Source organism: Brenneria uluponensis (assembly GCF_032395385.1).
GTDB classification, from domain to species: domain Bacteria; phylum Pseudomonadota; class Gammaproteobacteria; order Enterobacterales; family Enterobacteriaceae; genus Prodigiosinella; species Prodigiosinella aquatilis.
On sequence record NZ_CP135917.1, the window covers coordinates 4549091 to 4571631 of the forward strand.

Annotated in this window: 20 protein-coding genes; 5 read left to right on the forward strand and 15 right to left on the reverse strand. The window is 48.6% G+C overall.

Annotated elements, in window-relative coordinates; all coding sequences use genetic code 11:
* Positions 1–34: 34 nt before the first annotated feature.
* The 4 genes from mtgA to mnmL all read right to left on the reverse strand — a co-directional run bounded on the left by mtgA (position 35) and on the right by mnmL (position 5022).
* The gene (mtgA, locus tag RS889_RS21220) at positions 35–766 is read right to left on the reverse strand and encodes a monofunctional biosynthetic peptidoglycan transglycosylase (protein ID WP_315708634.1); all 732 of its coding nucleotides are present in this window, start codon (positions 764–766) and stop codon (positions 35–37) included.
* Entirely contained in the window at positions 763–1416 is a 654-nt protein-coding gene (gene elbB / locus RS889_RS21225; RefSeq protein ID WP_315711150.1) for an isoprenoid biosynthesis glyoxalase ElbB, read from the reverse strand. Before elbB ends, mtgA begins: the two co-directional genes overlap by 4 nt.
* 236 nt (positions 1417–1652) lie before the next feature.
* The gene (arcB, locus tag RS889_RS21230; RefSeq protein WP_315708635.1) at positions 1653–3992 is read right to left on the reverse strand and encodes an aerobic respiration two-component sensor histidine kinase ArcB; all 2340 of its coding nucleotides are present in this window, start codon (positions 3990–3992) and stop codon (positions 1653–1655) included.
* Positions 3993–4092: 100 nt separating this feature from the next.
* A complete protein-coding gene (gene mnmL, locus RS889_RS21235) occupies positions 4093–5022 on the reverse strand; it encodes a tRNA modification radical SAM protein MnmL/YtqA (protein WP_021014177.1) in 930 nt (309 codons plus the stop codon).
* Positions 5023–5701: 679 nt separating this feature from the next.
* Here mnmL and gltB point away from each other — a divergent pair.
* Together gltB and RS889_RS21245 are read left to right on the forward strand one after the other, a co-directional pair.
* A complete protein-coding gene (gltB, locus tag RS889_RS21240; RefSeq protein WP_315708636.1) occupies positions 5702–10162 on the forward strand; it encodes a glutamate synthase large subunit in 4461 nt (1486 codons plus the stop codon).
* A 9-nt stretch (positions 10163–10171) separates the two neighbouring features.
* On the forward strand, positions 10172–11590 hold the full coding sequence (locus RS889_RS21245) for a glutamate synthase small subunit (protein ID WP_315708637.1): 1419 nt from the start codon (positions 10172–10174) through the stop codon (positions 11588–11590).
* 84 nt (positions 11591–11674) lie between these two features.
* Here RS889_RS21245 and RS889_RS21250 read toward each other — a convergent pair whose 3' ends face one another.
* From RS889_RS21250 to zapE, 6 genes are all read right to left on the reverse strand, one after another.
* Entirely contained in the window at positions 11675–12085 is a 411-nt protein-coding gene (locus RS889_RS21250; RefSeq protein ID WP_315708638.1) for a GFA family protein, read from the reverse strand.
* A 127-nt stretch (positions 12086–12212) separates the two neighbouring features.
* A complete protein-coding gene (sspB, locus tag RS889_RS21255; protein ID WP_021014173.1) occupies positions 12213–12704 on the reverse strand; it encodes a ClpXP protease specificity-enhancing factor in 492 nt (163 codons plus the stop codon).
* A 5-nt stretch (positions 12705–12709) separates the two neighbouring features.
* Positions 12710–13351, reverse strand: coding sequence for a stringent starvation protein SspA (gene sspA / locus RS889_RS21260; RefSeq protein ID WP_021014172.1), 642 nt, complete (start codon positions 13349–13351; stop codon positions 12710–12712).
* A gap of 327 nt (positions 13352–13678) precedes the next feature.
* The gene (gene rpsI / locus RS889_RS21265; RefSeq protein WP_021014171.1) at positions 13679–14071 is read right to left on the reverse strand and encodes a 30S ribosomal protein S9; all 393 of its coding nucleotides are present in this window, start codon (positions 14069–14071) and stop codon (positions 13679–13681) included.
* A 15-nt stretch (positions 14072–14086) separates the two neighbouring features.
* A complete protein-coding gene (rplM, locus tag RS889_RS21270; RefSeq protein ID WP_021014170.1) occupies positions 14087–14515 on the reverse strand; it encodes a 50S ribosomal protein L13 in 429 nt (142 codons plus the stop codon).
* Between the two features lie 259 nt (positions 14516–14774).
* Positions 14775–15902: a cell division protein ZapE gene (zapE, locus tag RS889_RS21275; RefSeq protein ID WP_315708639.1), complete on the reverse strand. Its 1128-nt coding sequence runs from the start codon at positions 15900–15902 to the stop codon at positions 14775–14777.
* A 221-nt stretch (positions 15903–16123) separates the two neighbouring features.
* On the opposite strand from zapE, the gene zapG reads away from it, so the two are divergent.
* The 3 genes from zapG to degS all read left to right on the forward strand — a co-directional run bounded on the left by zapG (position 16124) and on the right by degS (position 19260).
* Complete coding sequence (gene zapG, locus RS889_RS21280; protein ID WP_021014168.1) at positions 16124–16528, forward strand: Z-ring associated protein ZapG; 405 nt, start codon at positions 16124–16126, stop codon at positions 16526–16528.
* A gap of 212 nt (positions 16529–16740) precedes the next feature.
* On the forward strand, positions 16741–18111 hold the full coding sequence (gene degQ / locus RS889_RS21285; RefSeq protein ID WP_315708640.1) for a serine endoprotease DegQ: 1371 nt from the start codon (positions 16741–16743) through the stop codon (positions 18109–18111).
* Between the two features lie 87 nt (positions 18112–18198).
* Entirely contained in the window at positions 18199–19260 is a 1062-nt protein-coding gene (gene degS / locus RS889_RS21290) for an outer membrane-stress sensor serine endopeptidase DegS (RefSeq protein ID WP_315708641.1), read from the forward strand.
* Positions 19261–19336: 76 nt separating this feature from the next.
* Here the strand turns inward: degS and murA are convergent, their stop codons facing one another.
* From murA to mlaD, 5 genes are all read right to left on the reverse strand, one after another.
* Positions 19337–20599: a UDP-N-acetylglucosamine 1-carboxyvinyltransferase gene (gene murA, locus RS889_RS21295; RefSeq protein WP_021014165.1), complete on the reverse strand. Its 1263-nt coding sequence runs from the start codon at positions 20597–20599 to the stop codon at positions 19337–19339.
* Positions 20600–20652: 53 nt separating this feature from the next.
* Positions 20653–20907 (reverse strand): BolA family iron metabolism protein IbaG, encoded by a 255-nt coding sequence (ibaG, locus tag RS889_RS21300; protein WP_021014164.1) that lies wholly within the window; start codon positions 20905–20907, stop codon positions 20653–20655.
* A gap of 131 nt (positions 20908–21038) precedes the next feature.
* A complete protein-coding gene (gene mlaB / locus RS889_RS21305) occupies positions 21039–21344 on the reverse strand; it encodes a lipid asymmetry maintenance protein MlaB (RefSeq protein ID WP_021014163.1) in 306 nt (101 codons plus the stop codon).
* Positions 21337–21972, reverse strand: a complete 636-nt coding sequence (gene mlaC, locus RS889_RS21310) for a phospholipid-binding protein MlaC (RefSeq protein WP_315708642.1) — start codon at positions 21970–21972, stop codon at positions 21337–21339. Before mlaC ends, mlaB begins: the two co-directional genes overlap by 8 nt.
* A gap of 12 nt (positions 21973–21984) precedes the next feature.
* The gene (mlaD, locus tag RS889_RS21315; RefSeq protein WP_315708643.1) at positions 21985–22539 is read right to left on the reverse strand and encodes an outer membrane lipid asymmetry maintenance protein MlaD; all 555 of its coding nucleotides are present in this window, start codon (positions 22537–22539) and stop codon (positions 21985–21987) included.
* Positions 22540–22541: the final 2 nt, after the last annotated feature.

Here is a 22541-nt window from a genome sequence, read left to right on the forward strand (position 1 = left end):
CTATCACAACTTACTTATATTAATACTCTTTTTACTATAATCCATTCGTTTTCAGAAATGCCTCTCCGCCAATCTGGTGCATCTGTCTCAAAATCCATTGCTGTCTACGTATGACATAGACTGATGGGGCATTGGCATGATAGTGAATAGGGTTAGGTAATACAGCAGCCAACATTGCCGCCTCGCTGGCAGTCAGACGGCTGGCTGGCTTCTTGAAATAATATCTGGCCGCACGCTCGACGCCAAACACTCCTGGTCCAAATTCAGCGATATTAAGATATACCGTCAGAATACGGCGTTTGGTCCAGACTAGCTCGATGGCGACCGTTAACCCGGCCTCCAGACCTTTGCGAAACCAACTACGGCTATCCCACAGCATCAGATTTTTCACTGTTTGTTGTGACAAGGTCGATGCGCCTCGAATACGTCCTTCGTAGCGTTCATTGTGTCTGAGAGCCGCATTGATCGCTGCAAAATCAAACCCCCAATGATACGGGAACTTCTGATCCTCTGCCGCAATGACAGCTAATGGCATCGCCGGTGCGATCTCATCCATAGAGACCCAATCGGAGTGGGCCACATAAGAAAAATTTCCATTAAACCAAGCCGTTAGTTGTCTATCAACCATCACAGTCGAAAAAGGTACTGGCAAGAAAGCAAACAATAATATTTCCAGCAGCCAGAACCCCAACACCACCAGTATCGCCCGGGAAATCCAACGTTTTGTCGTCACGAAAAGACGAGTGCGGTAACGCCCCGGCCTCATTCAGTCAAAGCCAGTACACGAGAAACCAACTTCTCAATACCTGTAGCAGCTTCACTAATGGAATTCGCTAACATATAGGCTGGCGTAGTCACAATCTTGTTATCAATGTCGACCACAATATCATTCACTGGACAAACGACATGGGTACCGCCCATCTCCTCAATGGTTTCTGCTGTTTCAATATCATTGCCAATGGTAAGGCGGACAGGAGTTTTAAGCAGTTTTGGTAAAATGGCTGGAGCGATGCAAATAAAACCAATTGGTTTGTTCTGCTTATAAATTTCATTTGTTAGTATTTTCAGGTCTTCATCAACTTGGCACGCTGCACCACGGATGGCAAAATCACTCAAATTTTTTGCAGCACCAAACCCACCAGGAACAATGAGTACGTCAATCTGCCGTGCGTCCGCCGCAGACAAAGGCTGGATTTTCCCCCTGGCGATACGTGCGGACTCCGCTAAAACATTGCGTTTCTCGCTGGTTACTTCCCCGGTCAGATGATTCACTACATGCAGTTGCTCCTTATCTGGAGCGAAGCAAACAGCTTCAGCACCAGCCCGATCAATTGCAAGCAGAGTCAAGACAGCTTCGTGAATCTCTGAACCATCAAAAACTCCACACCCACTAAGTACGACGCCGACTTTTTTCATCATATAAACCTCATTTCATTACATCAACTAATTGATTTTTTGATTGACAAACACTAATCTACATCACACATTTTAATGATTCTTGTAACAAACGGCGCTATATTTGCTATGGTGTTTGTTGCCAGAAGATGTAATTCCACACACACCTGCGAACTAACAACTTTGAGAGCAGATTGCAGGTGTACAAGTTTCCCTGGTGTTGGCGCATAATTCGCGCACCCCGGCTTCGGTCGGGGTCATTTTTTTTCAGCTTCCGAAACCCAATCCTTCAGCATTTGAACATCATGACGCCAATCATGCTTTAGTTCGTCAATCCACTCCTGAACGTTATCCCACCAAGCCGGCAATGTTGTGGTCTGAATCTGCTGGGCTACCTGCTGCAAATGCCGTAACCCTACCGTTCCGGCCGCACCTTTGATTTTGTGTCCTTCTTCCGCGATACCTTTCTGATCACGTGCCGTCATATTGGAATCCAGTATTGCCAGATAGCCCGGCATCATTTGCTCGAACATCGCCAGACTTTGATGAATCAGTTTCGGACCAATCAAATCGAGATATTGTTCCAGCATGGCGATATCCAACGTGTTTTCCTGAACCGACTCAGGAATATCTTCCGACACGACAGGGGCGTCGCCTTCATGATGATCCCAGTACTGTTTGATGACGGCAGTCAGTGCCGGCACGGAAAGTGGTTTGCTCAGCACATCGTCCATACCTGCATCCAGATATTCTTTTTTGTCCTTGAGTACATTGGCCGTCAACGCAACCAGCGGCGGCAGATCCCGATGGGCATAACACTCACGCAGCTTACGAGCCACATCCAGACCCGTCATATCCGGCAACTGGATATCCAGCAGCACCAGGTCAAACTCGTCAGGATCAAACATATCCAGCGCCGCCTGACCGGTCATTGCCACATCGACGCTATTGCCCAGTTTTTCCAGTACCGAGCGGGCCACCACCACATTCAACTCAATATCTTCCACCAGTAAGACATTCAGTGCCGGCAATGGTATGTCTTCCTCACCTTCGGCATCTGCGCTCTCTCCTTCCACCGCTGGCGCCACGACTGTCAAAGTGAAACAAGAACCTTTGCCCAGTTCACTGGTAACAAGAATGTCGCCGCCCATGTTCTGCGCCAAACGCTTCGATACTGCCAGACCGATGCCGGTTCCGGTGGCCGGTTTGCCGCCATTCTGATCCTTTACCTGATAGTACATGGAGAAGATTTTTTCTAACTCATCGACGGGAATGCCCATACCGGAGTCTTCAACCTCAAAGCGCAGCTGATCACCTGGTCCATACTCCACTCGCACCACAATGTTTCCCTGCTGGGTAAACTTCACAGCATTACTCAGCAGGTTCCACAGGATTTGACGTAACCGGGTACCATCCGTAATGACGCTCTTCGGCAAGGGTTGATGCAGTTCCATTTTTAATCGCAGCCCTTTCGGTTGCGCCAGCAACCCACCCAGATTCTCCAGGTCGACAACAAAGCCTTCAAAATCTATCGGCTGATTATCCAGTTGAACCTTGCGGCGTTCCTGCTTATCCATTTCAATGACATCGTTAAAAATATTGCCCAGCGTGATAGCGCTGACATGGATGGTCTTCAGGTATTTCTGCTGTTCCGTATCCAGATGCGTATCGAGCAGAATACGGCTTAAACCGACAATGCCATTAAGCGGCGTACGAAGCTCGTGGCTGATTGTTGAGATGAAAGTGGTCTTCTCCCTGCTCGCATTCTCTAACGCGTCCTGGTAACGCTTACGCTCCGTTATATCGCGTCCAAACCCCATCAACCCATGTCGTTTTCCCATTCGGTCATAAAATGGTACTTTTCGTAGTTCAAAACAGGCCTTGCGCCCATCGGGGTATACCAGCCACTGCTCATAGGTCAGGGAAACATTATGACGGAAAACTTTTTCATCGGTTTCCATCACTTTTTCCGCAATTTCTGGCGTGTAAACATCGATTGGTGTCAGACCAATCAGCTGCTTCTGGCTTTTGCCAAGCAACAATTCCATCGCACGGTTGCAACCAGAGAACTCTTTATTTTCATTACGATAATAAACCAGGTCTGGTGAAGCATCGAGAAAGGAACGCAGCAAGGCTGATTGTTGCTCTAGCTCAACCTGCGCCTGTTCCCGACGAGACATCTCCTCGCGCAATTTACTCACCATCAGCAGACGAGCGTCTTCGGCTTTGATACGATCCGCAATTTCCTGATTAAGCTGAACAATATTATCTTGTAATTGTTCATTCAGTTGCTGGTCGCGATGACGCATTTCCTCCAACTTGGCTACCAGCTTGGCAAGCCGCTGACGCGACTCTTCCAGTTGTTCCACCACGACAGAAAGGAAATAAACCGCCCAGGGAGTGATCACCAGGCCAAAAAAGATGGATCGCACAACATCAATACTGGTGACTTCACCACTGAGCAATAGTGTTACCGCCATCTGCACCACCAGTGCCAACAACACCAGCACCGAAGCCAGTAGCAGAGAAAAACGGACAAGACCCAGTTTTACCATTAAATCAACGTAGTACTGAGCCAATAGCCGGATTTGCTTCATAGTGTTTTTCCTTAGTCGTGGACCCGCAAATCATACCGTAAAATAATAATGAGCGCGGTAAATGAGCAGTTAATTTGCGAACCGCCACGAATATCGGTCTTCAGGCAGGATGATACTGATAGGGGTGACCTAATGCAGAGCCTTGCACACCATGTTCCAGCAAATAGTTGTTGAGTCCAACCATGCCGGTCCAGCGATTTTCACACCACAGTGGGGCCAGCAATGTGGGTCGGCGGGCACTGGCAGAAATCCGGTGAAAAACAATTTCCGGTGGCGTATACCGAATCATTTCCCCGGCGATTGCCACATAATTTTCCAGTGTCAGTTCCGATAACCGCCCGGCTCGCCATGCTTTAGCCATAATACTGCCATCCACAATGTGTAGCGGGTGCAGCTTTATCCCCTCAACACCTGTATCAACAACCTGTTGCAGCGTTGACAGACAACATTTGGCATCTTCTCCAGGCAGACCGACAATAAGATGACAGCAAACCTTTAGGCCACGAATATGGGCACGATAAACCGTTTCCTGGTAGCAGGAAAAATCATGTCCACGGTTAATACGATGCAACGTTTTATCACTCGCGCTTTGCAATCCCAGTTCCAACCATACCTCATAACCTTGCTCCCGATATCCGGCCAGTAAATCCAACACAGCGTCTGGGACGCAATCAGGCCGGGTTCCCACACATAATCCAACCATCTCCGCCTGTTCCAGTGCCTGGCAATACATGGACTCCAATACCTGAACTTCGGCGTAAGTACTAGTATAGGCTTGAAAGTAAGCCAGATAACGTTTAGCACGATTTACCTTTCCTGCCTGCGTCTCCAGCTGCTGGGTGATACTAATTTGTTGCATGTGTTCATCCGCAAATGACGCCACATTACAAAACGTACAGCCGCCACGCCCCAGAGTGCCGTCCCGGTTTGGGCAATTAAACCCACCGTGCAGCGTAAGCTTATGGATCTTTTCCCCATAACGACGCTGAAGGTCACCACCAAACATATTGATTATTTTTTGTAATTGCATATTCTGTTCTTCCCCCGCAGGAACAGCAGCCTACTCTTTCATCTGTTTTACCGCGATGACTACGATCAATCCCGCTCCGGCGCGTTAAAGTGCATGGTTATTCATTTTTATTGAAAATAAAATCATATCCCAGCCGATTAATTTTTCTTATCCTCCCAGCCGATTTCATTAAAAGATGACGTGAAGATAAAAAACAGTGACATAAAGTAAAAAATTAGATTCAAACAGAATAAGATGCCGATAAGAGAAGATATAGCAGCATGTCGCGGTCATAATTCGTCATTAGCATAGTGATACAGCTCACATTTAAATGACTCCCCGTATCTTGCCAACACCTTCTTTTAATTGTAAAAATGCTTATCTTTCATATGAATAAGTAAATATTATCCCTGAAAGTCAGGTTTGATATTGATATTTGACCTGAACAGGGTTTCTCGCTAATTTGGGAATCCGCTGGAAGCTTTCCTGGCGAGATGATGTCTCGTCATATTTATGCAGTAAGAAGAAGACTCCCTCATCAAGCAAGTTATTATCACTTGTGAGATCGTCACGATAGGCCGGAAAAGAGAGCGGCAAAACCCACTGACGCTATATTTACGTCAGTTGGATATCGCTCGCACAAAGGTGCCCGCTGACTGGTGGGAGAGAGTCATATAGAGCCTGGGGAGGTTCACTGAATATGTTGTACGATGCATCCCAAGAGAGAGACAACTGTGGTTTCGGATTAATCGCCCATATAGAAGGTGAACCGAGCCATAAAGTAGTGCGTACTGCCATTCACGCGCTTGCCCGTATGCAGCACCGTGGCGCGATTCTTGCTGACGGCAAGACCGGTGACGGCTGTGGTCTATTGCTTCAGAAACCTGACCGCTTCTTCCGCTTGGTCGCCGAAGAGCATGGTTGGAGGCTGGCGAAAAATTATGCCGTCGGCATGATGTTCCTTAATAAGGATGAAGAGAAGGCCCGTGCCGCCCGCAAGATTGTAGAAGAAGAGTTGCAGAATGAAACCCTTTCTGTGGTTGGCTGGCGCGAAGTGCCCACCAATCCGGATGTCCTGGGTGAAATCGCGTTGTCCTCACTGCCGCGTATTGAACAGATCTTTGTGAATGCTCCGGCAGGTTGGCGTCAACGTGATATGGAACGCCGCTTATTCATGGCGCGCCGCCGTATTGAAAAGCGCGTACAAGATAACGATTTCTACGTGTGCAGCTTCTCCAATGTAGTGAACATCTACAAAGGCCTGTGTATGCCGACGGATCTGCCGCGTTTTTATCTGGATCTGGCAGACCTGCGTATGGAATCAGCCATTTGCCTGTTCCATCAACGCTTTTCCACCAATACCGTACCACGCTGGCGTCTGGCTCAACCGTTCCGTTATCTGGCGCACAACGGTGAGATCAACACCATTACGGGGAACCGTCAGTGGGCCCGCGCTCGTGCCTACAAATTCAAAACGCCGCTGATCCCGGATCTGCAAGATGCGGCCCCATTTGTGGACGAAACTGGCTCGGACTCCACCTCGCTGGATAATATGCTGGAACTGTTTCTGGCTGGCGGGATGGATATCGTGCGCGCCATGCGCCTGCTAGTGCCACCGGCATGGCAGAACAACCCGGATATGGATCCGGAACTACGTGCTTTCTTCGACTTTAACTCTATGCACATGGAGCCATGGGATGGTCCGGCAGGTCTGGTACTGTCTGATGGGCGTTATGCTGCCTGTAACCTGGACCGTAACGGTCTGCGTCCAGCACGTTATGTCATCACTAAAGACAAACTGATTACTTGTGCGTCTGAAATTGGTATCTGGGATTATCAACCGGACGAAGTGATCGAAAAAGGGCGTGTCGGGCCAGGTGAACTGATGGTTATCGATACCCGTAATGGCCGCATCCTGCACTCAGCAGAAACCGATGATGATCTGAAAAGCCGCCATCCCTACAAAGAGTGGATGGAAAAGAACGTTAAGCGTCTCGTGCCGTTTGAAGAGTTACCTGATGAACAAGTGGGTAGCCGCGAGCTGGACGATACCATGCTGGAAACCTATCAGAAGCAATTTGGTTATAGCAAAGAAGAGCTGGATCAAATCCTGCGCGTGCTGGGTGAGAACGGTCAGGAAGCCACCGGTTCCATGGGTGATGACACCCCGTTTGCCGTGCTCTCCAGCCGTCCGCGTATTATTTATGACTATTTTCGCCAACAGTTTGCCCAGGTAACGAATCCGCCTATCGACCCACTGCGCGAAGCACATGTTATGTCGCTATCAACCTGTATCGGTCGGGAAATGAACGTATTCTGTGAAGCGGAGGGTCAGGCCCATCGCCTGAGCTTTAAATCACCGATTTTGCTCTACTCCGATTTCAACCAGTTGATCAATCAGGATCAGCAGCATTACCGTGCGGACAGGATCGATCTGACGTTCGACCCAAAACAGCAGACGCTACAGGAAACGGTTGAAAAACTGTGCGACGAAGCGGAAAACAAAGTCCGTGACGGCGCAGTATTGCTGGTACTTTCCGACCGGAGCATCACGCAGGATCACCTGCCAGTACCGGCACCAATGGCGGTAGGTGCCATTCAGAGCCGTCTGGTGGAGAAGAGCCTGCGTTGCGATGCCAACATCATCGTTGAAACCGCCAGCGCCCGTGATCCACACCATTTTGCGGTACTGCTCGGCTTTGGTGCTACTGCCATTTACCCTTATCTGGCCTATGAAACACTGGCCCGGATGGTAGATAATCGCACCATCGAGAAACCATACCGTACCGTGATGCTGAACTACCGTAACGGCATCAACAAAGGTCTGTACAAGATCATGTCAAAGATGGGCATTTCAACGGTGGCGTCCTACCGCTGTTCCAAACTGTTTGAAGCCGTCGGTTTGCACCAGGATATTTCATCCCTCTGTTTTCAGGGTGTAGTCAGTCGGATCAGCGGAGCCAACTTCAGTGATTTTGAGCAAGATCTGCTTAATTTGTCAAAACGCGCCTGGTTGAAACGTCATACATTGGACCAGGGCGGTTTGCTGAAATTCGTTTACGATGGTGAATACCACACCTACAACCCGGATGTAGTAAAAACGCTACAGGCAGCAGTTCACAGTGGTAAATACAGTGACTATTTGCAATATGCCAACCTGGTAAACCACCGTCCGGTGGCGACGCTGCGCGATCTCCTGGCGCTACAACCACAGGAAGGAGCGGCCATCGCGCTGGACCAGGTGGAACCGGCGACAGAACTGTTCAAACGTTTTGATACGGCTGCCATGTCTATCGGTGCGCTCAGCCCAGAAGCCCATGAATCACTGGCTGAAGCCATGAATAGCCTGGGTGGTTTTTCCAATTCCGGTGAAGGTGGCGAAGACCCAGCGCGTTATGGCACCAATAAAGTATCCCGCATCAAGCAGGTTGCCTCCGGTCGATTTGGCGTTACACCCGCTTATCTGGTCAATGCTGATGTTATCCAGATCAAGGTCGCACAAGGAGCCAAACCAGGTGAAGGCGGCCAGTTACCGGGGGATAAAGTAACCCCATATATTGCCAGACTGCGCTATTCAGTGCCCGGCGTTACTCTGATTTCACCACCGCCACATCATGATATTTACTCTATCGAAGATTTGGCTCAGTTGATTTTCGACCTGAAACAGATCAACCCAAAAGCCATGATTTCAGTCAAACTGGTTTCTGAGCCGGGAGTAGGTACTATCGCCACTGGTGTGGCTAAAGCCTATGCCGATCTGATTACTATTGCCGGCTATGATGGCGGCACCGGCGCCAGCCCGTTAACATCAGTGAAATATGCTGGCTGTCCGTGGGAGCTTGGTCTGGCAGAAACCCAGCAAGCACTGGTGTCTAACGGTTTACGTCACAAAATCCGTCTGCAGGTGGATGGTGGACTGAAAACCGGTCTGGATATTATCAAAGCGACCATTCTGGGTGCGGAAAGCTTCGGCTTTGGTACTGGCCCAATGGTAGCTCTCGGCTGTAAATACCTGCGTATCTGTCACCTGAATAACTGTGCTACAGGTGTTGCCACCCAGGATGAAAAACTGCGTCGCGATCACTATCACGGTCTGCCAGAACGCGTAGTTAACTACTTCAATTTTATCGCGCAGGAAACCCGTCTGCTGATGGCCGAGCTAGGTGTAAGTCGTCTAGTCGGTTTAATAGGCCGCACTGACCTGCTACTTGAACTGGATGGTTTCACTGCCAAACAAAACAAGCTGGATCTGTCACCGTTACTGCATACTGCACAACCTCATCCAGGTAAGGCGCTGTACTGTACCGAGAATAATCCGTCGTTCGACAAAGGATTACTCAACAAAGCGCTGGTGGAGCAGGCTCAGTCACATGTCGAATCCAGGCAAGGCAAAGCACTCTATTTCGATATTCGTAATACCGACCGCTCTGTAGGCGCCACCTTGTCCGGTGTGATTGCTGCACGGCATGGCGACCAGGGACTGGCGAGTGACCCGATCAAGGCTTACTTTAACGGTACAGCCGGGCAAAGCTTTGGCGTCTGGAACGCTGGTGGCGTTGAGCTGGCTCTGACCGGTGACGCCAACGACTACGTAGGTAAAGGCATGGCGGGCGGTATTATCTCTGTGCGCCCTCCCGTCGGCTCCGCGTTTCGCAGTCATGAAGCCAGCATTGTCGGCAATACCTGTCTGTATGGTGCCACTGGCGGTAAGCTGTTTGCCGCAGGTCGTGCCGGAGAACGCTTTGCCGTACGTAACTCCGGTGCGATTACCGTAGTGGAAGGTATCGGCGATAACGGCTGTGAATACATGACTGGAGGCATTGTCTGTATTCTGGGCCGCACCGGCGTCAACTTCGGTGCAGGGATGACTGGCGGTTTCTCGTATGTTCTAGACGAAGACGGTGAGTTTCGTAAACGCGTCAACTCAGAACTTGTGGAAGTGCTGGACGTAGAGAATCTGGCGATTCATGAAGAGCACCTGCGTGGACTAATTACCGAGCATGTTCATCATACCGGATCCCAGCATGGCGAAGAGATTCTGGCCAACTGGCCGGCATGGGTATCAAAATTTGCTCTGGTTAAGCCAAAGTCAAGTGATGTGAAAGCGTTGTTGGGTCATCGTAGTCGTTCCGCAGCTGAGCTGCGGGTACAGGCGCAGTAAGAGGTCATCATGAGTCAGAATGTTTATCAATTTATCGACTTACAGCGCGTTGATCCGCCCAAAAAACCGCTGAAAATTCGTAAAATTGAATTTGTTGAGATTTACGAGCCGTTCTCGGAAGGCCAGTCAAAAGCCCAGGCAGATCGCTGCCTGGCATGCGGTAACCCTTATTGTGAATGGAAATGCCCGGTGCATAACTACATTCCAAACTGGCTGAAACTGGCTAACGAAGGGCGCATTATTGAAGCGGCAGAGCTGTCACATCAAACCAATAGCCTGCCAGAAGTTTGTGGCCGCGTCTGCCCTCAGGATCGGTTATGTGAAGGTTCCTGTACACTGAATGATGAATTCGGTGCGGTTACCATCGGAAACATAGAACGATATATCAATGATAAAGCTATAGAAATGGGCTGGAAGCCGAACGTATCCGACGTTCAACCTACTGGCAAGCGTGTGGCGATTATTGGTGCCGGGCCCGCAGGACTGGGCTGTGCCGATGTGCTAACCCGCAGCGGTGTGAAAGCCGTAGTGTATGATCGCCATCCTGAAATTGGTGGACTACTGACTTTTGGTATTCCATCGTTCAAGCTGGGAAAAGAAGTGATGATTAAGCGCCGCGAAATCTTCACCGAAATGGGTATCGAATTCCAGTTAAATACCGAAGTGGGTAAAGACATCCAGTTAAGCGACCTGCTGGAAGAATATGATTCCGTATTCCTGGGTGTCGGGACTTATCAATCCATGCGTGGTGGGTTGGAAAATGAGGATGCGCTGGGCGTTTATGATGCACTACCATATCTGATTGCCAATACCAAGCAACTGATGGGGTTTGCCACCACAGAGGATGAGCCTTATGTTTCCATGCAAGGTAAACGTGTGGTCGTTCTAGGTGGTGGTGATACCGCAATGGACTGCGTGCGGACGTCAATCCGCCAAGGAGCTACGCATGTCACTTGCGCCTACCGCCGTGATGAAGAAAACATGCCTGGATCCAAGCGAGAAGTGAAAAATGCACGAGAAGAAGGTGTGGAATTCAAATTCAACCTGCAACCGATGAGTGTGGAAATCAACGACTCGGGTAAAGTGTGTGGGGTGCGTATGGTGCGCACTGAGCTCGGTGCGCCGGATGACAATGGACGCCGCCGTCCGGAAATTATCGAAGGCTCAGAGCATGTGCTGGAAGCAGATACCATTATCATGGCATTCGGCTTCCGCCCGCATAAAATGGACTGGCTGGCCAAACATGATGTGAAACTGGATAGTCAGGGGCGTATTATTGCGCCAGAAAACAGTGACAGCGCATTCCAGACCAGTAATCCAAAAATCTTTGCCGGTGGTGATGCTGTCCGAGGTTCGGACCTGGTTGTTACTGCCATTGCTGAAGGTCGTAAAGCCGCAGAGGGCATCCTCAACTTCCTTGAAGTGTAACCACGACAAACCAGACAAAAGGCAGCTCAAGCAGTTGCCTTTTGCTTTTTTGGTACACCCGAAACATGCCCTTTATTCAGATTTTCACGATGCGGACTGATCAATGACATCCTGCTCTGTCAGCATCGGTGTTTGCTGCACAAAATCGTAATAATCGGGTTTGTTATCAATGTAGATTTGAGAAATCATCCGCTTTTCCCCGTCAGGGAACAGGCCAGCAGAGAACTCATAGGTTTCTGATTCAAGCAGCTTATAAAACAAATGTGTTCCACACTTACTGCAGAAGGCGCGCTCAGCCCAGTCAGAAGAACGATACGATGTAATATTCTCTTCTCCCTCAATCGTCACGCCATCTGGACACTCAATCGCCATCAGTGGCCCGCTGCCCCACTTTCGGCATACGCCACAATGACAAACACTAACCTCGTGAGTGTATTGCTCAGGAATAGTTATCGTTACTGCGCCACATAAACAGCTACCTTTGCTGGTTTGCATCACATGTACCTCTAGCAATGTTAGTAATGGATAAAATTTTACTAACCAGTTTATTTCTTTTATTTTTCAATGCACTGGATAATAAAAAAGAGCACTATCGTGTGCCCTTTTTTATCATTAGAGACTGTTATTTGACAACCCGCAGTGCCGGCCTTCCGCCCCGGGGGGGCTGTGGTGGGTCATCATTGGGATTACCATCGTCATCTGTTGCTGACGGTTCGTTATCCACCACAGATATCAAAGCCGTTTTATTCTCATCCTGATCTTCAAGCTCATCAGTAATAGCTTCATAGGCAGGTTCCGGTTCAAACATGGTACCCGCCCCATTTTCGCGGGCATAAACCGCCATGACCGCCGCCATCGGGACAAAAACTTGACGTGGCACACCACCAAAACGTGCGTTGAAGTGAACGCTATCATCAGCCAGTTCGAGATTACCTACAGCACGAGGGGCGATATTCAAAACAATCTGCCCATCGCGGGCAAACTCCATCGGCACCTCTACACCCGGGATGCTGACATCTACGACCAGATGTGGTGTCAGTTGATTATCCAGCAGCCAGTCATAAAAAGCCCGCAGTAAATACGGACGACGTGGAGATAACTGAGACAACGCCATGTAGTTTAACCTCTGGTTTGTAAACGGATTTCACGTTCAGCTTCTGTGAGGGAAGCCAGAAACGCATCACGTTCAAAAACACGCGTCATGTAGCCTTTCAGCTCTTTCGCACCAGACCCTACCAGTTCAATGCCCAACAGCGGCAAACGCCATAACAGTGGAGCCAGATAACAGTCAACCAGACTGAACTCTTCGCTCATAAAATAAGGTGTTTCATTAAATACCGGAGCAATGGCCAGTAGCTCTTCACGAAGCTGTTTACGCGCTACATCCGCTTCCTGTGCATTACCCTTCATAACCGTGTTCATCAGGGAATACCAGTCAAGCTCAATGCGGTGCATCATTAGACGACTGTGACCACGTGCTACCGGATATACCGGCATTAAAGGTGGGTGCGGGAAACGCTCATCAAGATATTCCATGATAATGCGCGATTCATATAATGTGAGCTCACGGTCAACCAGTGTTGGCACTGAGCCGTAAGGATTGAGGTCAATAAGATCCTGCGGCAGATTGTCCATGTCTACCTGCTCAATTTCGACACTAACCCCTTTTTCTGCCAGCACAATGCGAACCTGATGGCTAAAAATGTCGGATGGACCGGAAAACAGCGTCATTACCGAACGTTTGTTGGCAGCGACAGCCATGAAAACCTCCAAGTTTATCGAAAAAATACGGCGAAGAACCGATCGAATATTATCCTGCAGGCCTTGCCGCGTTTAAATTTCCTACGGACTGCGGGAAACCGCTGACGACATCTGTCATTTTCTCAAAAATCACCAGCTGGCAAACAGGCACAAAATCGGCAAATAGTGTATCAGATTTTGTTCGTTTTGTGGGGATATAAGCACGCTTTCATAGTTAACCCCTAATAAATAAAGGTTATTTTTTAGACATTACATATATCAGGTGAAAAAAACCCGGTGACCAGCACCGGGTTCTTGGCATTAATTCCGCTGCAAAGCAGCCAAAAATTAACGCTTGGAGAACTGAGGACGACGGCGTGCTTTACGCAGACCGACTTTCTTACGTTCAACCTTACGAGCATCACGAGTGACAAAGCCAGCTTTACGCAGCTCAGCACGCAGAGACTCATCATATACCATCAACGCACGGGTAATACCGTGGCGAATTGCACCTGCTTGACCAGAGATACCACCACCTTTAACGGTGATGAACAGGTCAAATTTTCCAACCATGTCGACCAGTTCCAGCGGTTGGCGAACTACCATACGTGCAGTTTCGCGACCGAAGTACTGTTCCAGACTACGCTGGTTGATAACGATGTTGCCACTGCCCGGTTTGATGAATACACGAGCGGCAGAACTTTTGCGGCGACCAGTGCCGTAATATTGATTTTCAGCCATTGCCATTAATCCCGATTAAATGTCCAGAACTTGCGGTTGCTGTGCCGCGTGATTGTGCTCATTACCCGCGTAAACTTTCAGTTTACGGTACATAGCACGACCCAGCGGACCCTTCGGCAGCATGCCTTTAACCGCGATTTCAATCACACGCTCAGGATGGCGGGCAATCATCTCTTCAAAGGTCGCTTCTTTAATACCACCGATGTAACCGGTGTGATGATAATACATCTTGTCAGAACGTTTGTTGCCAGTTACAGCAACTTTTTCAGCGTTCAGAACAATAATGTAATCGCCAGTATCAACGTGCGGAGTGTATTCCGCTTTATGCTTGCCGCGCAGACGACGAGCCAGTTCAGTAGCGAGGCGACCTAAAGTCTTACCGCTCGCATCAACAACATACCAGTCGCGTTTTACGGTTTCTGGTTTAGCTGTAAAAGTTTTCATTAAAAGCTTACCCAATTTAAGTTACACGTTGGCGAACACCCAAACGCTTCAATAAATAGTGTTGAGGTTCACACGGCTATCTAGTCCAGCAAACCTACCCCTTCGAATAGCTATTGCCAGCACGATAAAGTTTCGGGAAAAAAACTTTGTTGTAACGTGGGGTCGCAAGATTATAGAGAAGTCGGTATCAAAGGTCGACCCTTTTTCTATCGTTTCCCGTAGAAAAAGGGATCTATTTCTATGCAAGGTGGAGCTGGCTCTATGCAAGGTGGGGCTGGCGCAAATACTCCTCGCTTTGCATCTCCTGTAGACGGGACAAACAGCGTTGATATTCAAACTTCAGATGTTCGCCCTGATAGAGGTCAAACATCGGTACCTGGGCAGAAATGATGAGCTTCACCCGTCGCTCATAAAACTCATCCACCAGCGCCAGAAAACGTCTGGCAGTATTTTCTTCTTTTGTTCCCATCACCGTGACGTTATGCAACAACACACTATGATATAAGCGGGAAAGCGCAATATAGTCATTCTGGCTACGAGCCTCGATACACAGTGTAGAGAAATCCACCGCCACTACACCATCTCCGGCGCTCAGCGTTGCCAACGGGCGATGATTGATTTCCAGTACCGGTCCGGCAGTTGTAATTTTCTGCCCGGACAGTCGGCTGAATATCTGGCGCATCGTCGTTTCTGTCGAGGCATTCAATGGTGTCAAATACAGATGCGCCTGGGTTAACGTGCGTAGACGATAATCAATCCCCGCATCCACATTTAATATGTCACAGTGTTGCTTAATCAGGTCAATTGCAGGTAAAAAACGTGAGCGCTGTAATCCGTTACGATAAAGCTCATCCGGCGGGATGTTGGATGTTGCCACCAGTGTAATCCCCCGTAAAAACAAGGCTCTAAGTAATTCTGCCAACAGCATTGCGTCTGTAATATCCGATACAAAAAACTCGTCAAAACAGAGCACATCCGTTTCGGACTTAAAGCCATCAGCAACTTTTTCCAGCGGATTCTCCTGCCCTTGCAATTGGTTCAGTTCCTCATGCACGCGCAGCATAAAACGATGGAAATGCAGACGTAATTTTCGTTTTGAAGGCAAACCATGGAAAAACAGATCCATCAACCAGGTTTTCCCACGGCCCACACCACCCCACATGTAAAGCCCTTGTACCGGTGTCGTTGTCTCTTCCCGTCCCCCCAGCCATGAACGCCACTTCCCCAGCAGCCCTGTGGGTGGAGTCTGAATGTCCTGCACATGTTTAACCAATTCCTGATGAATATTATCCAGCCGAATCACCGTCTGGTATTGTACTTCATCCGGCTGATACTCCTGCGCTGACAAAGCCCGCTGATAAAGCGTCAAAGGGGTTACTCTCTGCATAGCTCCAAAATCCCTGAGAAAAAAGTTAGTTATATTTTATCGCGTGTTAACGTCGATTTGGCCCGTAATCGTAGCAGTTAACCACCTTGCAGCCGTAAGCAATATCATAATACCTTACGACATCTCGCTTCGGGGCTCCACTCAGGCAAGGTTAGCGGTTATAGTGGCTATTATTAAGTGGAAAAACCCTACGGGACAACTAAGTCAAAATAGGAGTCATTATGACCTGGGAGTACGCGCTGATTGGACTAGTTATCGGTGTCATAATTGGTGCTGTCGCTATGCGTTTTGGCAATCGTAAACTGCGTCAGCAACAGGTATTGCAAAATGAACTGGAGAAAAGCAAAACGGAATTGGAACAATATCGCCAGGAGTTGGTTGGGCATTTTGCCCGTAGCGCAGAGCTACTGGACAACATGGCAAATGATTATCGTCAGTTGTACCAGCATATGGCGAAAAGCTCCAACAACCTATTACCTAATTTACCCACGCAGGATAATCCGTTCAGATATAGCCTGACGGAAGCCGAAGCGGATAACGATCAGGCACCAGTCGGCATGCCACCCCGTGATTATTCTGACGGCGCTTCAGGTTTGCTGCGCGGCGAACGCCCTGCCAGCAAGTAAACACAAGATACCACTCTCTACCTGTGAGGCCTCTTCGGCCTCATCATGTTCTTCTGTCTTCAACTGTAAATTTACATGAATTATGGTTACATTCTACTGAAGAAAGGTCAGTGAACTTTACATCATAATCCCCGGTCTGACTCTTCATCATGGGTTTGGGTTTATATATCATCGTTTTATTCATACGCAGGTCGTGAGAGAGTTAACAATCAATGAAAAAAACATCGTTGTTATGTAGCGCATTGGCAATAAGCATAGCTTTATCCTTATCATCTCTACCTGCGGCATACGCTGCGTTACCGGCAGTGGTACAGGGTCAGCAACTCCCCAGCCTGGCGCCTATGCTGGAAAAAGTCTTACCTGCTGTGGTCAGCGTACATGTTGAGGGTACGCGAATTCAGCGTCAGCAGATTCCTGAAGAGTTTAAATTTTTCTTCGGGCCTAACACGCCATCTGAAGAACAGAGCTCTCGGCCATTTGAAGGCTTGGGATCCGGCGTAATCATTAATGCAGCCAAAGGATATGTGTTAACCAACAACCATGTCATCAGCAATGCTGACAAAATCCGTGTACAACTTAATGATGGCCGTGAATATGACGCAAAATTGATTGGTCGCGATGAGCAGACCGATATTGCGCTGTTGCAGTTAAACGATGCCAAAGACCTGACTGAAATTAAAATAGCAGACTCAGACCAGCTTCGTGTCGGTGATTTTGCCGTAGCAGTGGGCAACCCTTTTGGCCTGGGACAAACTGCCACATCCGGGATTATTTCCGCTCTGGGCCGTAGTGGCCTGAATCTGGAAGGGCTGGAAAACTTCATTCAGACTGACGCGTCAATCAACCGCGGTAACTCTGGTGGCGCACTGGTCAATCTTAACGGCGAACTTATTGGGATTAATACCGCCATTCTGGCTCCAGGGGGCGGAAATATCGGCATCGGCTTTGCCATCCCCAGCAATATGGCTCAGACCTTGTCTCAACAATTGATAGAGTTTGGTGAGGTAAAACGCGGGTTGCTGGGTATCAGAGGCAGTGAAATGACCTCTGAAATGGCTAAAGCTTTCAAGGTAGATGTACAACGCGGTGCATTTGTTAGTGAAGTATTACCAAAATCAGCTGCTGCAAAAGCAGGGATTAAAGCAGGTGATGTACTAACCTCGCTGAATGGTAAAACCATCAGTAGCTTTGCCGAACTGAGGGCGAAGATTGGCACTACAGCGCCAGGTAAAACCGTTCGAGTCGGTCTGTGGCGTGATGGTAAACAGTTGGAAGTTTCTGTCATCCTGGGCAATAGCGCCGCCACTGCCACCAGAGCTGAGTCTCTCTCACCGGCTCTGCAGGGAGCGTCACTAAGCGATGGTCAGTTGAAGGATGGTAGCAAAGGTGTAATTATCGATGGCGTGACCAAGGATACACCGGCCGCCAAGATTGGATTACAAAAAGGCGATATTATTGTCGGTATCAACCGGGAGCGGGTGGAAAACATCGCCCAACTGGGTAAAATTCTGAAAAGTAAACCTTCGGTTATAGCGCTGAACATAATGCGTGGTGACCAAAGCATTTATTTGTTGTTACGCTAAGCCGGTAAAAATTAGACACCACGCGGTGTGGTGTCTAACTATCTCATGATATTCTGCAGTTAATCTTTTACTTATACCCAGATGCTTATGCTAACCAAACTTATACGTTCGGCGCTGATGGGTGTCATCGTTGCAGGTATTCTGCTACTGGCACTTCCCATGCTGCGTTCAAACAACGGACTATTCAAACCAGACGATAGTGCCGAAAGCGAAACACCTGTCAGCTATTATCAAGGTGTACGACGCGCCGCGCCCGCAGTCGTCAACGTATATAACCGGGCATCCAATCCAAATGAGAAGGATCAACTCAATATTCGCACCCTGGGTTCCGGCGTTATCATGAACAGCAAGGGTTACATCCTCACCAATAAGCACGTTATCAATAATGCTGACCAGATCATAGTAACCCTACAGGACGGACGTGTGTTCGAGGCTCTGCTGGTCGGTTCCGACAGCCTTACCGATCTGGCAGTGTTGAAAATTGAGGGAACCAATTTGCCGGAAATACCCATCAATACCAAACGAGTAGCGCATGTGGGTGACGTGGTGATGGCTATCGGGAATCCTTACAATCTGGGGCAAACCATTACTCAAGGTATTATCAGCGCCACGGGACGGGTTGGTTTAAGTCCATCAGGGCGCCAGAACTTCCTGCAGACCGATGCGTCTATCAATCGTGGCAATTCAGGCGGAGCATTGGTTAACACGTTGGGAGAACTGGTTGGCATCAATACGTTATCTTTTGACAAAAGCGATGATGGCGCTACCCCAGAAGGTTTAAGCTTTGCCATTCCTGTGGCACTGGCTATCAAAGTGATGGGCAAACTGATTCGCGATGGTCGGGTTATCCGCGGTTACATCGGCATCAATGGGGCACAAATTGAAAATCAAGACCAGAATGTATCGATAGATAACAGATTACGGGGCGTATTTGTCAAAAAGGTGGAACCAGGCGGACCTGCGGATAAAGCTGGTATCAAAGAAGGGGATCGGTTGTTAAAAGTGAATAATAAACCCGTTCGATCTGTAATTGAAACCATGGATCAGGTAGCTGAAATCCGTCCTGGCTCAGTCATCCCAGTTGTGATTTCCCGGAACAATAAAGAAATAACGCTGAATGTAACCATTCAGGAATTTCCAGCTAGCTGACTGCTTTATTTATAAAAAAGATTTATAAACAGACGGAAAATCGGGTGGGTTAACCCACCCGGTTCAGAGCGGAACGCTATTCGCCTTCCTTGACTCTTTCAATATTTGCACCAAGTGCCCGTAACTTATGCTCAATACGCTCATAACCGCGATCAATATGATAAATACGATCCACCATAGTGACACCTTCTGCAATACAACCAGCCAGTACCAGACTTGCTGAAGCGCGTAAGTCCGTTGCCATCACCTGAGCGCCAGATAATGTCTCTACGCCATGGCAGATAACAGTATTACTCTCAATCTCTGCCTGCGCGCCCATGCGGATCAATTCCGGAATATGCATAAAGCGGTTTTCAAAAATGGTCTCAGTAATGACCCCTGCACCTTCAGCGACCAGATTTAGCAAACTAAACTGAGCCTGCATATCAGTAGGGAATCCGGGATGTGGAGCAGTACGCAGGTTAACCGCTTTAGGACGACAGCCATGCATATCCAGGCTGACCCAATCTTCACCGATCGCAATATCCGCACCCGCTTCACGCAGTTTGGCCAACACGGCATCCAATGTATCTGGACGTGTATTACGACACATCACTTTACCGCCAGACACAGCGGCAGCCACAAGAAAAGTCCCCGTTTCAATGCGATCTGGCAGAACGCGGTAAACCCCGCCACCCAGCCGGGCTACACCTTCAATAACAATCTTATCGCTACCAGCACCACTGATCCTGGCACCTAGCGTGTTGAGGAAATTGGCCGTATCCACAATTTCCGGCTCACGCGCCGCATTTTCTATAATGGTTTTACCTTCAGCCAATGTCGCCGCGCTCATGATAGTCACCGTGGCACCCACGCTAACTTTATCCATCACAATATGAGCGCCTTTTAGGCGGCCATCGACCGTTGCCTTCACATACCCCTCTTCCAGGGTAATTTCTGCGCCTAATTGCTCCAATCCATTGATATGTAAATCAACCGGACGAGCACCAATGGCACAACCGCCAGGCAAAGAAACCTGGCCTTGACCAAAACGGGCTACCAGCGGCCCCAGTGCCCAAATAGAGGCACGCATGGTTTTTACCAGCTCGTACGGTGCGCAAAAGACATTTACCGAGCTGGCATCAACATGTACAGAACCATTTCGCTCGACACGGGCCCCTAACTGACTCAGCAGTTTCATGGTTGTGTCGATATCCCGAAGTTTGGGAACATTCTGAATCTCTACCGGCTCTTCAGCGAGTAAAGCGGCAAACAGGATAGGCAGGGCCGCATTTTTAGCCCCGGAGATAGTAACTTCACCAGTGAGCCGAGTAGGCCCCTGCACACGAAATTTATCCATAGTAACGATTTCTCAATATTCAAATTCAATAGTGCGGCATCAAGTCCGATCGCTCAAAAACCGTTGAGTTTACGATCGCGCTGCCACTCATCTGGCGTATAAGCCTTAATGGATAACGCATGAATACGGTTATCGGCAATATACTCCATCAACGGGGCATACACCGTCTGCTGTTGTTTTACGCGGCTCATACCACTAAACAACTCACCCACAGCAATCACCTGAAAGTGACTGCCATCGCCGGATACATGGACGTCCTGTAGTGCCAATGCATTCATCAGCACATCTTTAATTTCGTTATTTTCCATCGCTCTCGATTCTGCGTCAGGGGGATGATAAACAGCTTGGTATCTTAGATGAATCTACCTTCATCTTAAACAAAAGAAATCCCCCTTTGCACAAAAGCAAAAGGGGATTTAGAGATAGCTTGAAGGTTTTTTCAGCTAATGAGCTGGATGGGTATAATTTTGTCCAGGCTATAGAGCTCAATCAATGTTTTGAGTCGGTCACTGACACCCGTAATTTGCAACGCCACACCGTTCTGCTGTTGCTGATGATAAAAATGAACCAGCAATGCCAGTCCAGAAGAATCCACCCGATTTACCTGACTCATATCCAGCACAGTCTTTCCTTGCAGCAGAGTTTCACGCTGCTGCCACAGCGGCAATAGTGTTTCACGATCTAAATCGCCGTCCAACACCAGCGTGGATGCATCGGACTTCCAGTTAAGCGTTGTGCTAACCATTTCGTTGCTGATCCAACGTGATTGGCTGTTGTGCGGCAATACGAAGTTGCTGAGTCAAACCATCAATCCCTTTTTGACGCAACGTTGCAGCCCATTCATTCTGTTTGGTCGTGATCATGCTCACTCCTTCCGCGATCATGTCATACGCTTGCCAGTGGCCCGTTATACTGTTCTTACGCCATTGGAAATCCAGACGAACTGGCGGGCGCCCGTCGTTACCAATGATAGTCACGCGGATTGAAACAATAGTGGCATCACCGAGTGGTCGTTCAGGCGCGATTTGGTAAGTCTGGTCATGATACAGCGCCAGAGCCTGACCATATGCCTGCTCCAGATAGGCGGTAAATGCTTTGAAATAGGTTTCACGTTGTGCTGGTGTGGCACTTTTGTAGTACGGCCCCAACACTAATGCTCCAGCGTATTTCACCTGAATATAAGGTAATAGTTCTTCCCGCACCACAACACGCAGATAGTTGGGGTCTTTCATGATTTGGGGCTGATCATCTTTAAGACGGGTAAAAACTTTCTTCGCCGCATCATTCATCAGACTATACGGATTAGTCTGATCCGCTGCACTGGCAAACGACGACACTGCCAGTAACGCTACCACTAATAAACGTTTTAACATGCAAGAGCCCTCTTATGGATGCGGTGTAACAGAATTGGACTGAGGCTCTGGAGCCGCTACCGAATCAGTGCTGTTTTGGCTGTTATTCTGAGTGTTGCCACTACCACCCTTATATAGGAATTGACCGATAAGATCCTCCAATATCATGGCTGATTTAGTGTCTTGAATAACGCCGCCATTTTTCAGAATTGAGGTTCCCATGGACGGATCTTCAAACCCTATATTCAACGCCAGATATTGCTCTCCCAGCAGACCAGAAGTTCGCACCGACAATGAACTGGTATCTGGAATATGGTTATAACGCTGTTCGATATCCATCGCGACACGCGGCAGGTAGGTTTTTTGATCCAACGAAATATCTTCCACCCGTCCAATCACGACTCCCCCTACTTTTACTGGTGAACGTACCTTCAGACCGCCAATATTGTCGAAAGTCGCATACAAACGGTAAGTCTGTTGATGACCAATTGATTTCAAGTCCGCCACTTTCAGACATAGAAAGATAATGGCGCCCAGCGCAATCAGCATAAATATGCCAACCCAGATTTCATATTTCTTAGTTTGCATCG

What these genes read in the sequence shown, in the direction of transcription:
- mtgA (WP_315708634.1), bottom strand. Translation starts at nt 766, where the DNA reads ATGAGGCCGGGGCGTTACCGCACTCGTCTTTTCGTGACGACAAAACGT.
- elbB (WP_315711150.1), bottom strand. Translation starts at nt 1,416, where the DNA reads ATGAAAAAAGTCGGCGTCGTACTTAGTGGGTGTGGAGTTTTTGATGGT.
- arcB (WP_315708635.1), bottom strand. Translation starts at nt 3,992, where the DNA reads ATGAAGCAAATCCGGCTATTGGCTCAGTACTACGTTGATTTAATGGTA.
- mnmL (WP_021014177.1), bottom strand. Translation starts at nt 5,022, where the DNA reads ATGCAATTACAAAAAATAATCAATATGTTTGGTGGTGACCTTCAGCGT.
- gltB (WP_315708636.1), top strand. Translation starts at nt 5,702, where the DNA reads ATGTTGTACGATGCATCCCAAGAGAGAGACAACTGTGGTTTCGGATTA.
- RS889_RS21245 (WP_315708637.1), top strand. Translation starts at nt 10,172, where the DNA reads ATGAGTCAGAATGTTTATCAATTTATCGACTTACAGCGCGTTGATCCG.
- RS889_RS21250 (WP_315708638.1), bottom strand. Translation starts at nt 12,085, where the DNA reads ATGCAAACCAGCAAAGGTAGCTGTTTATGTGGCGCAGTAACGATAACT.
- sspB (WP_021014173.1), bottom strand. Translation starts at nt 12,704, where the DNA reads ATGGCGTTGTCTCAGTTATCTCCACGTCGTCCGTATTTACTGCGGGCT.
- sspA (WP_021014172.1), bottom strand. Translation starts at nt 13,351, where the DNA reads ATGGCTGTCGCTGCCAACAAACGTTCGGTAATGACGCTGTTTTCCGGT.
- rpsI (WP_021014171.1), bottom strand. Translation starts at nt 14,071, where the DNA reads ATGGCTGAAAATCAATATTACGGCACTGGTCGCCGCAAAAGTTCTGCC.
- rplM (WP_021014170.1), bottom strand. Translation starts at nt 14,515, where the DNA reads ATGAAAACTTTTACAGCTAAACCAGAAACCGTAAAACGCGACTGGTAT.
- zapE (WP_315708639.1), bottom strand. Translation starts at nt 15,902, where the DNA reads ATGCAGAGAGTAACCCCTTTGACGCTTTATCAGCGGGCTTTGTCAGCG.
- zapG (WP_021014168.1), top strand. Translation starts at nt 16,124, where the DNA reads ATGACCTGGGAGTACGCGCTGATTGGACTAGTTATCGGTGTCATAATT.
- degQ (WP_315708640.1), top strand. Translation starts at nt 16,741, where the DNA reads ATGAAAAAAACATCGTTGTTATGTAGCGCATTGGCAATAAGCATAGCT.
- degS (WP_315708641.1), top strand. Translation starts at nt 18,199, where the DNA reads ATGCTAACCAAACTTATACGTTCGGCGCTGATGGGTGTCATCGTTGCA.
- murA (WP_021014165.1), bottom strand. Translation starts at nt 20,599, where the DNA reads ATGGATAAATTTCGTGTGCAGGGGCCTACTCGGCTCACTGGTGAAGTT.
- ibaG (WP_021014164.1), bottom strand. Translation starts at nt 20,907, where the DNA reads ATGGAAAATAACGAAATTAAAGATGTGCTGATGAATGCATTGGCACTA.
- mlaB (WP_021014163.1), bottom strand. Translation starts at nt 21,344, where the DNA reads ATGGTTAGCACAACGCTTAACTGGAAGTCCGATGCATCCACGCTGGTG.
- mlaC (WP_315708642.1), bottom strand. Translation starts at nt 21,972, where the DNA reads ATGTTAAAACGTTTATTAGTGGTAGCGTTACTGGCAGTGTCGTCGTTT.
- mlaD (WP_315708643.1), bottom strand. Translation starts at nt 22,539, where the DNA reads ATGCAAACTAAGAAATATGAAATCTGGGTTGGCATATTTATGCTGATT.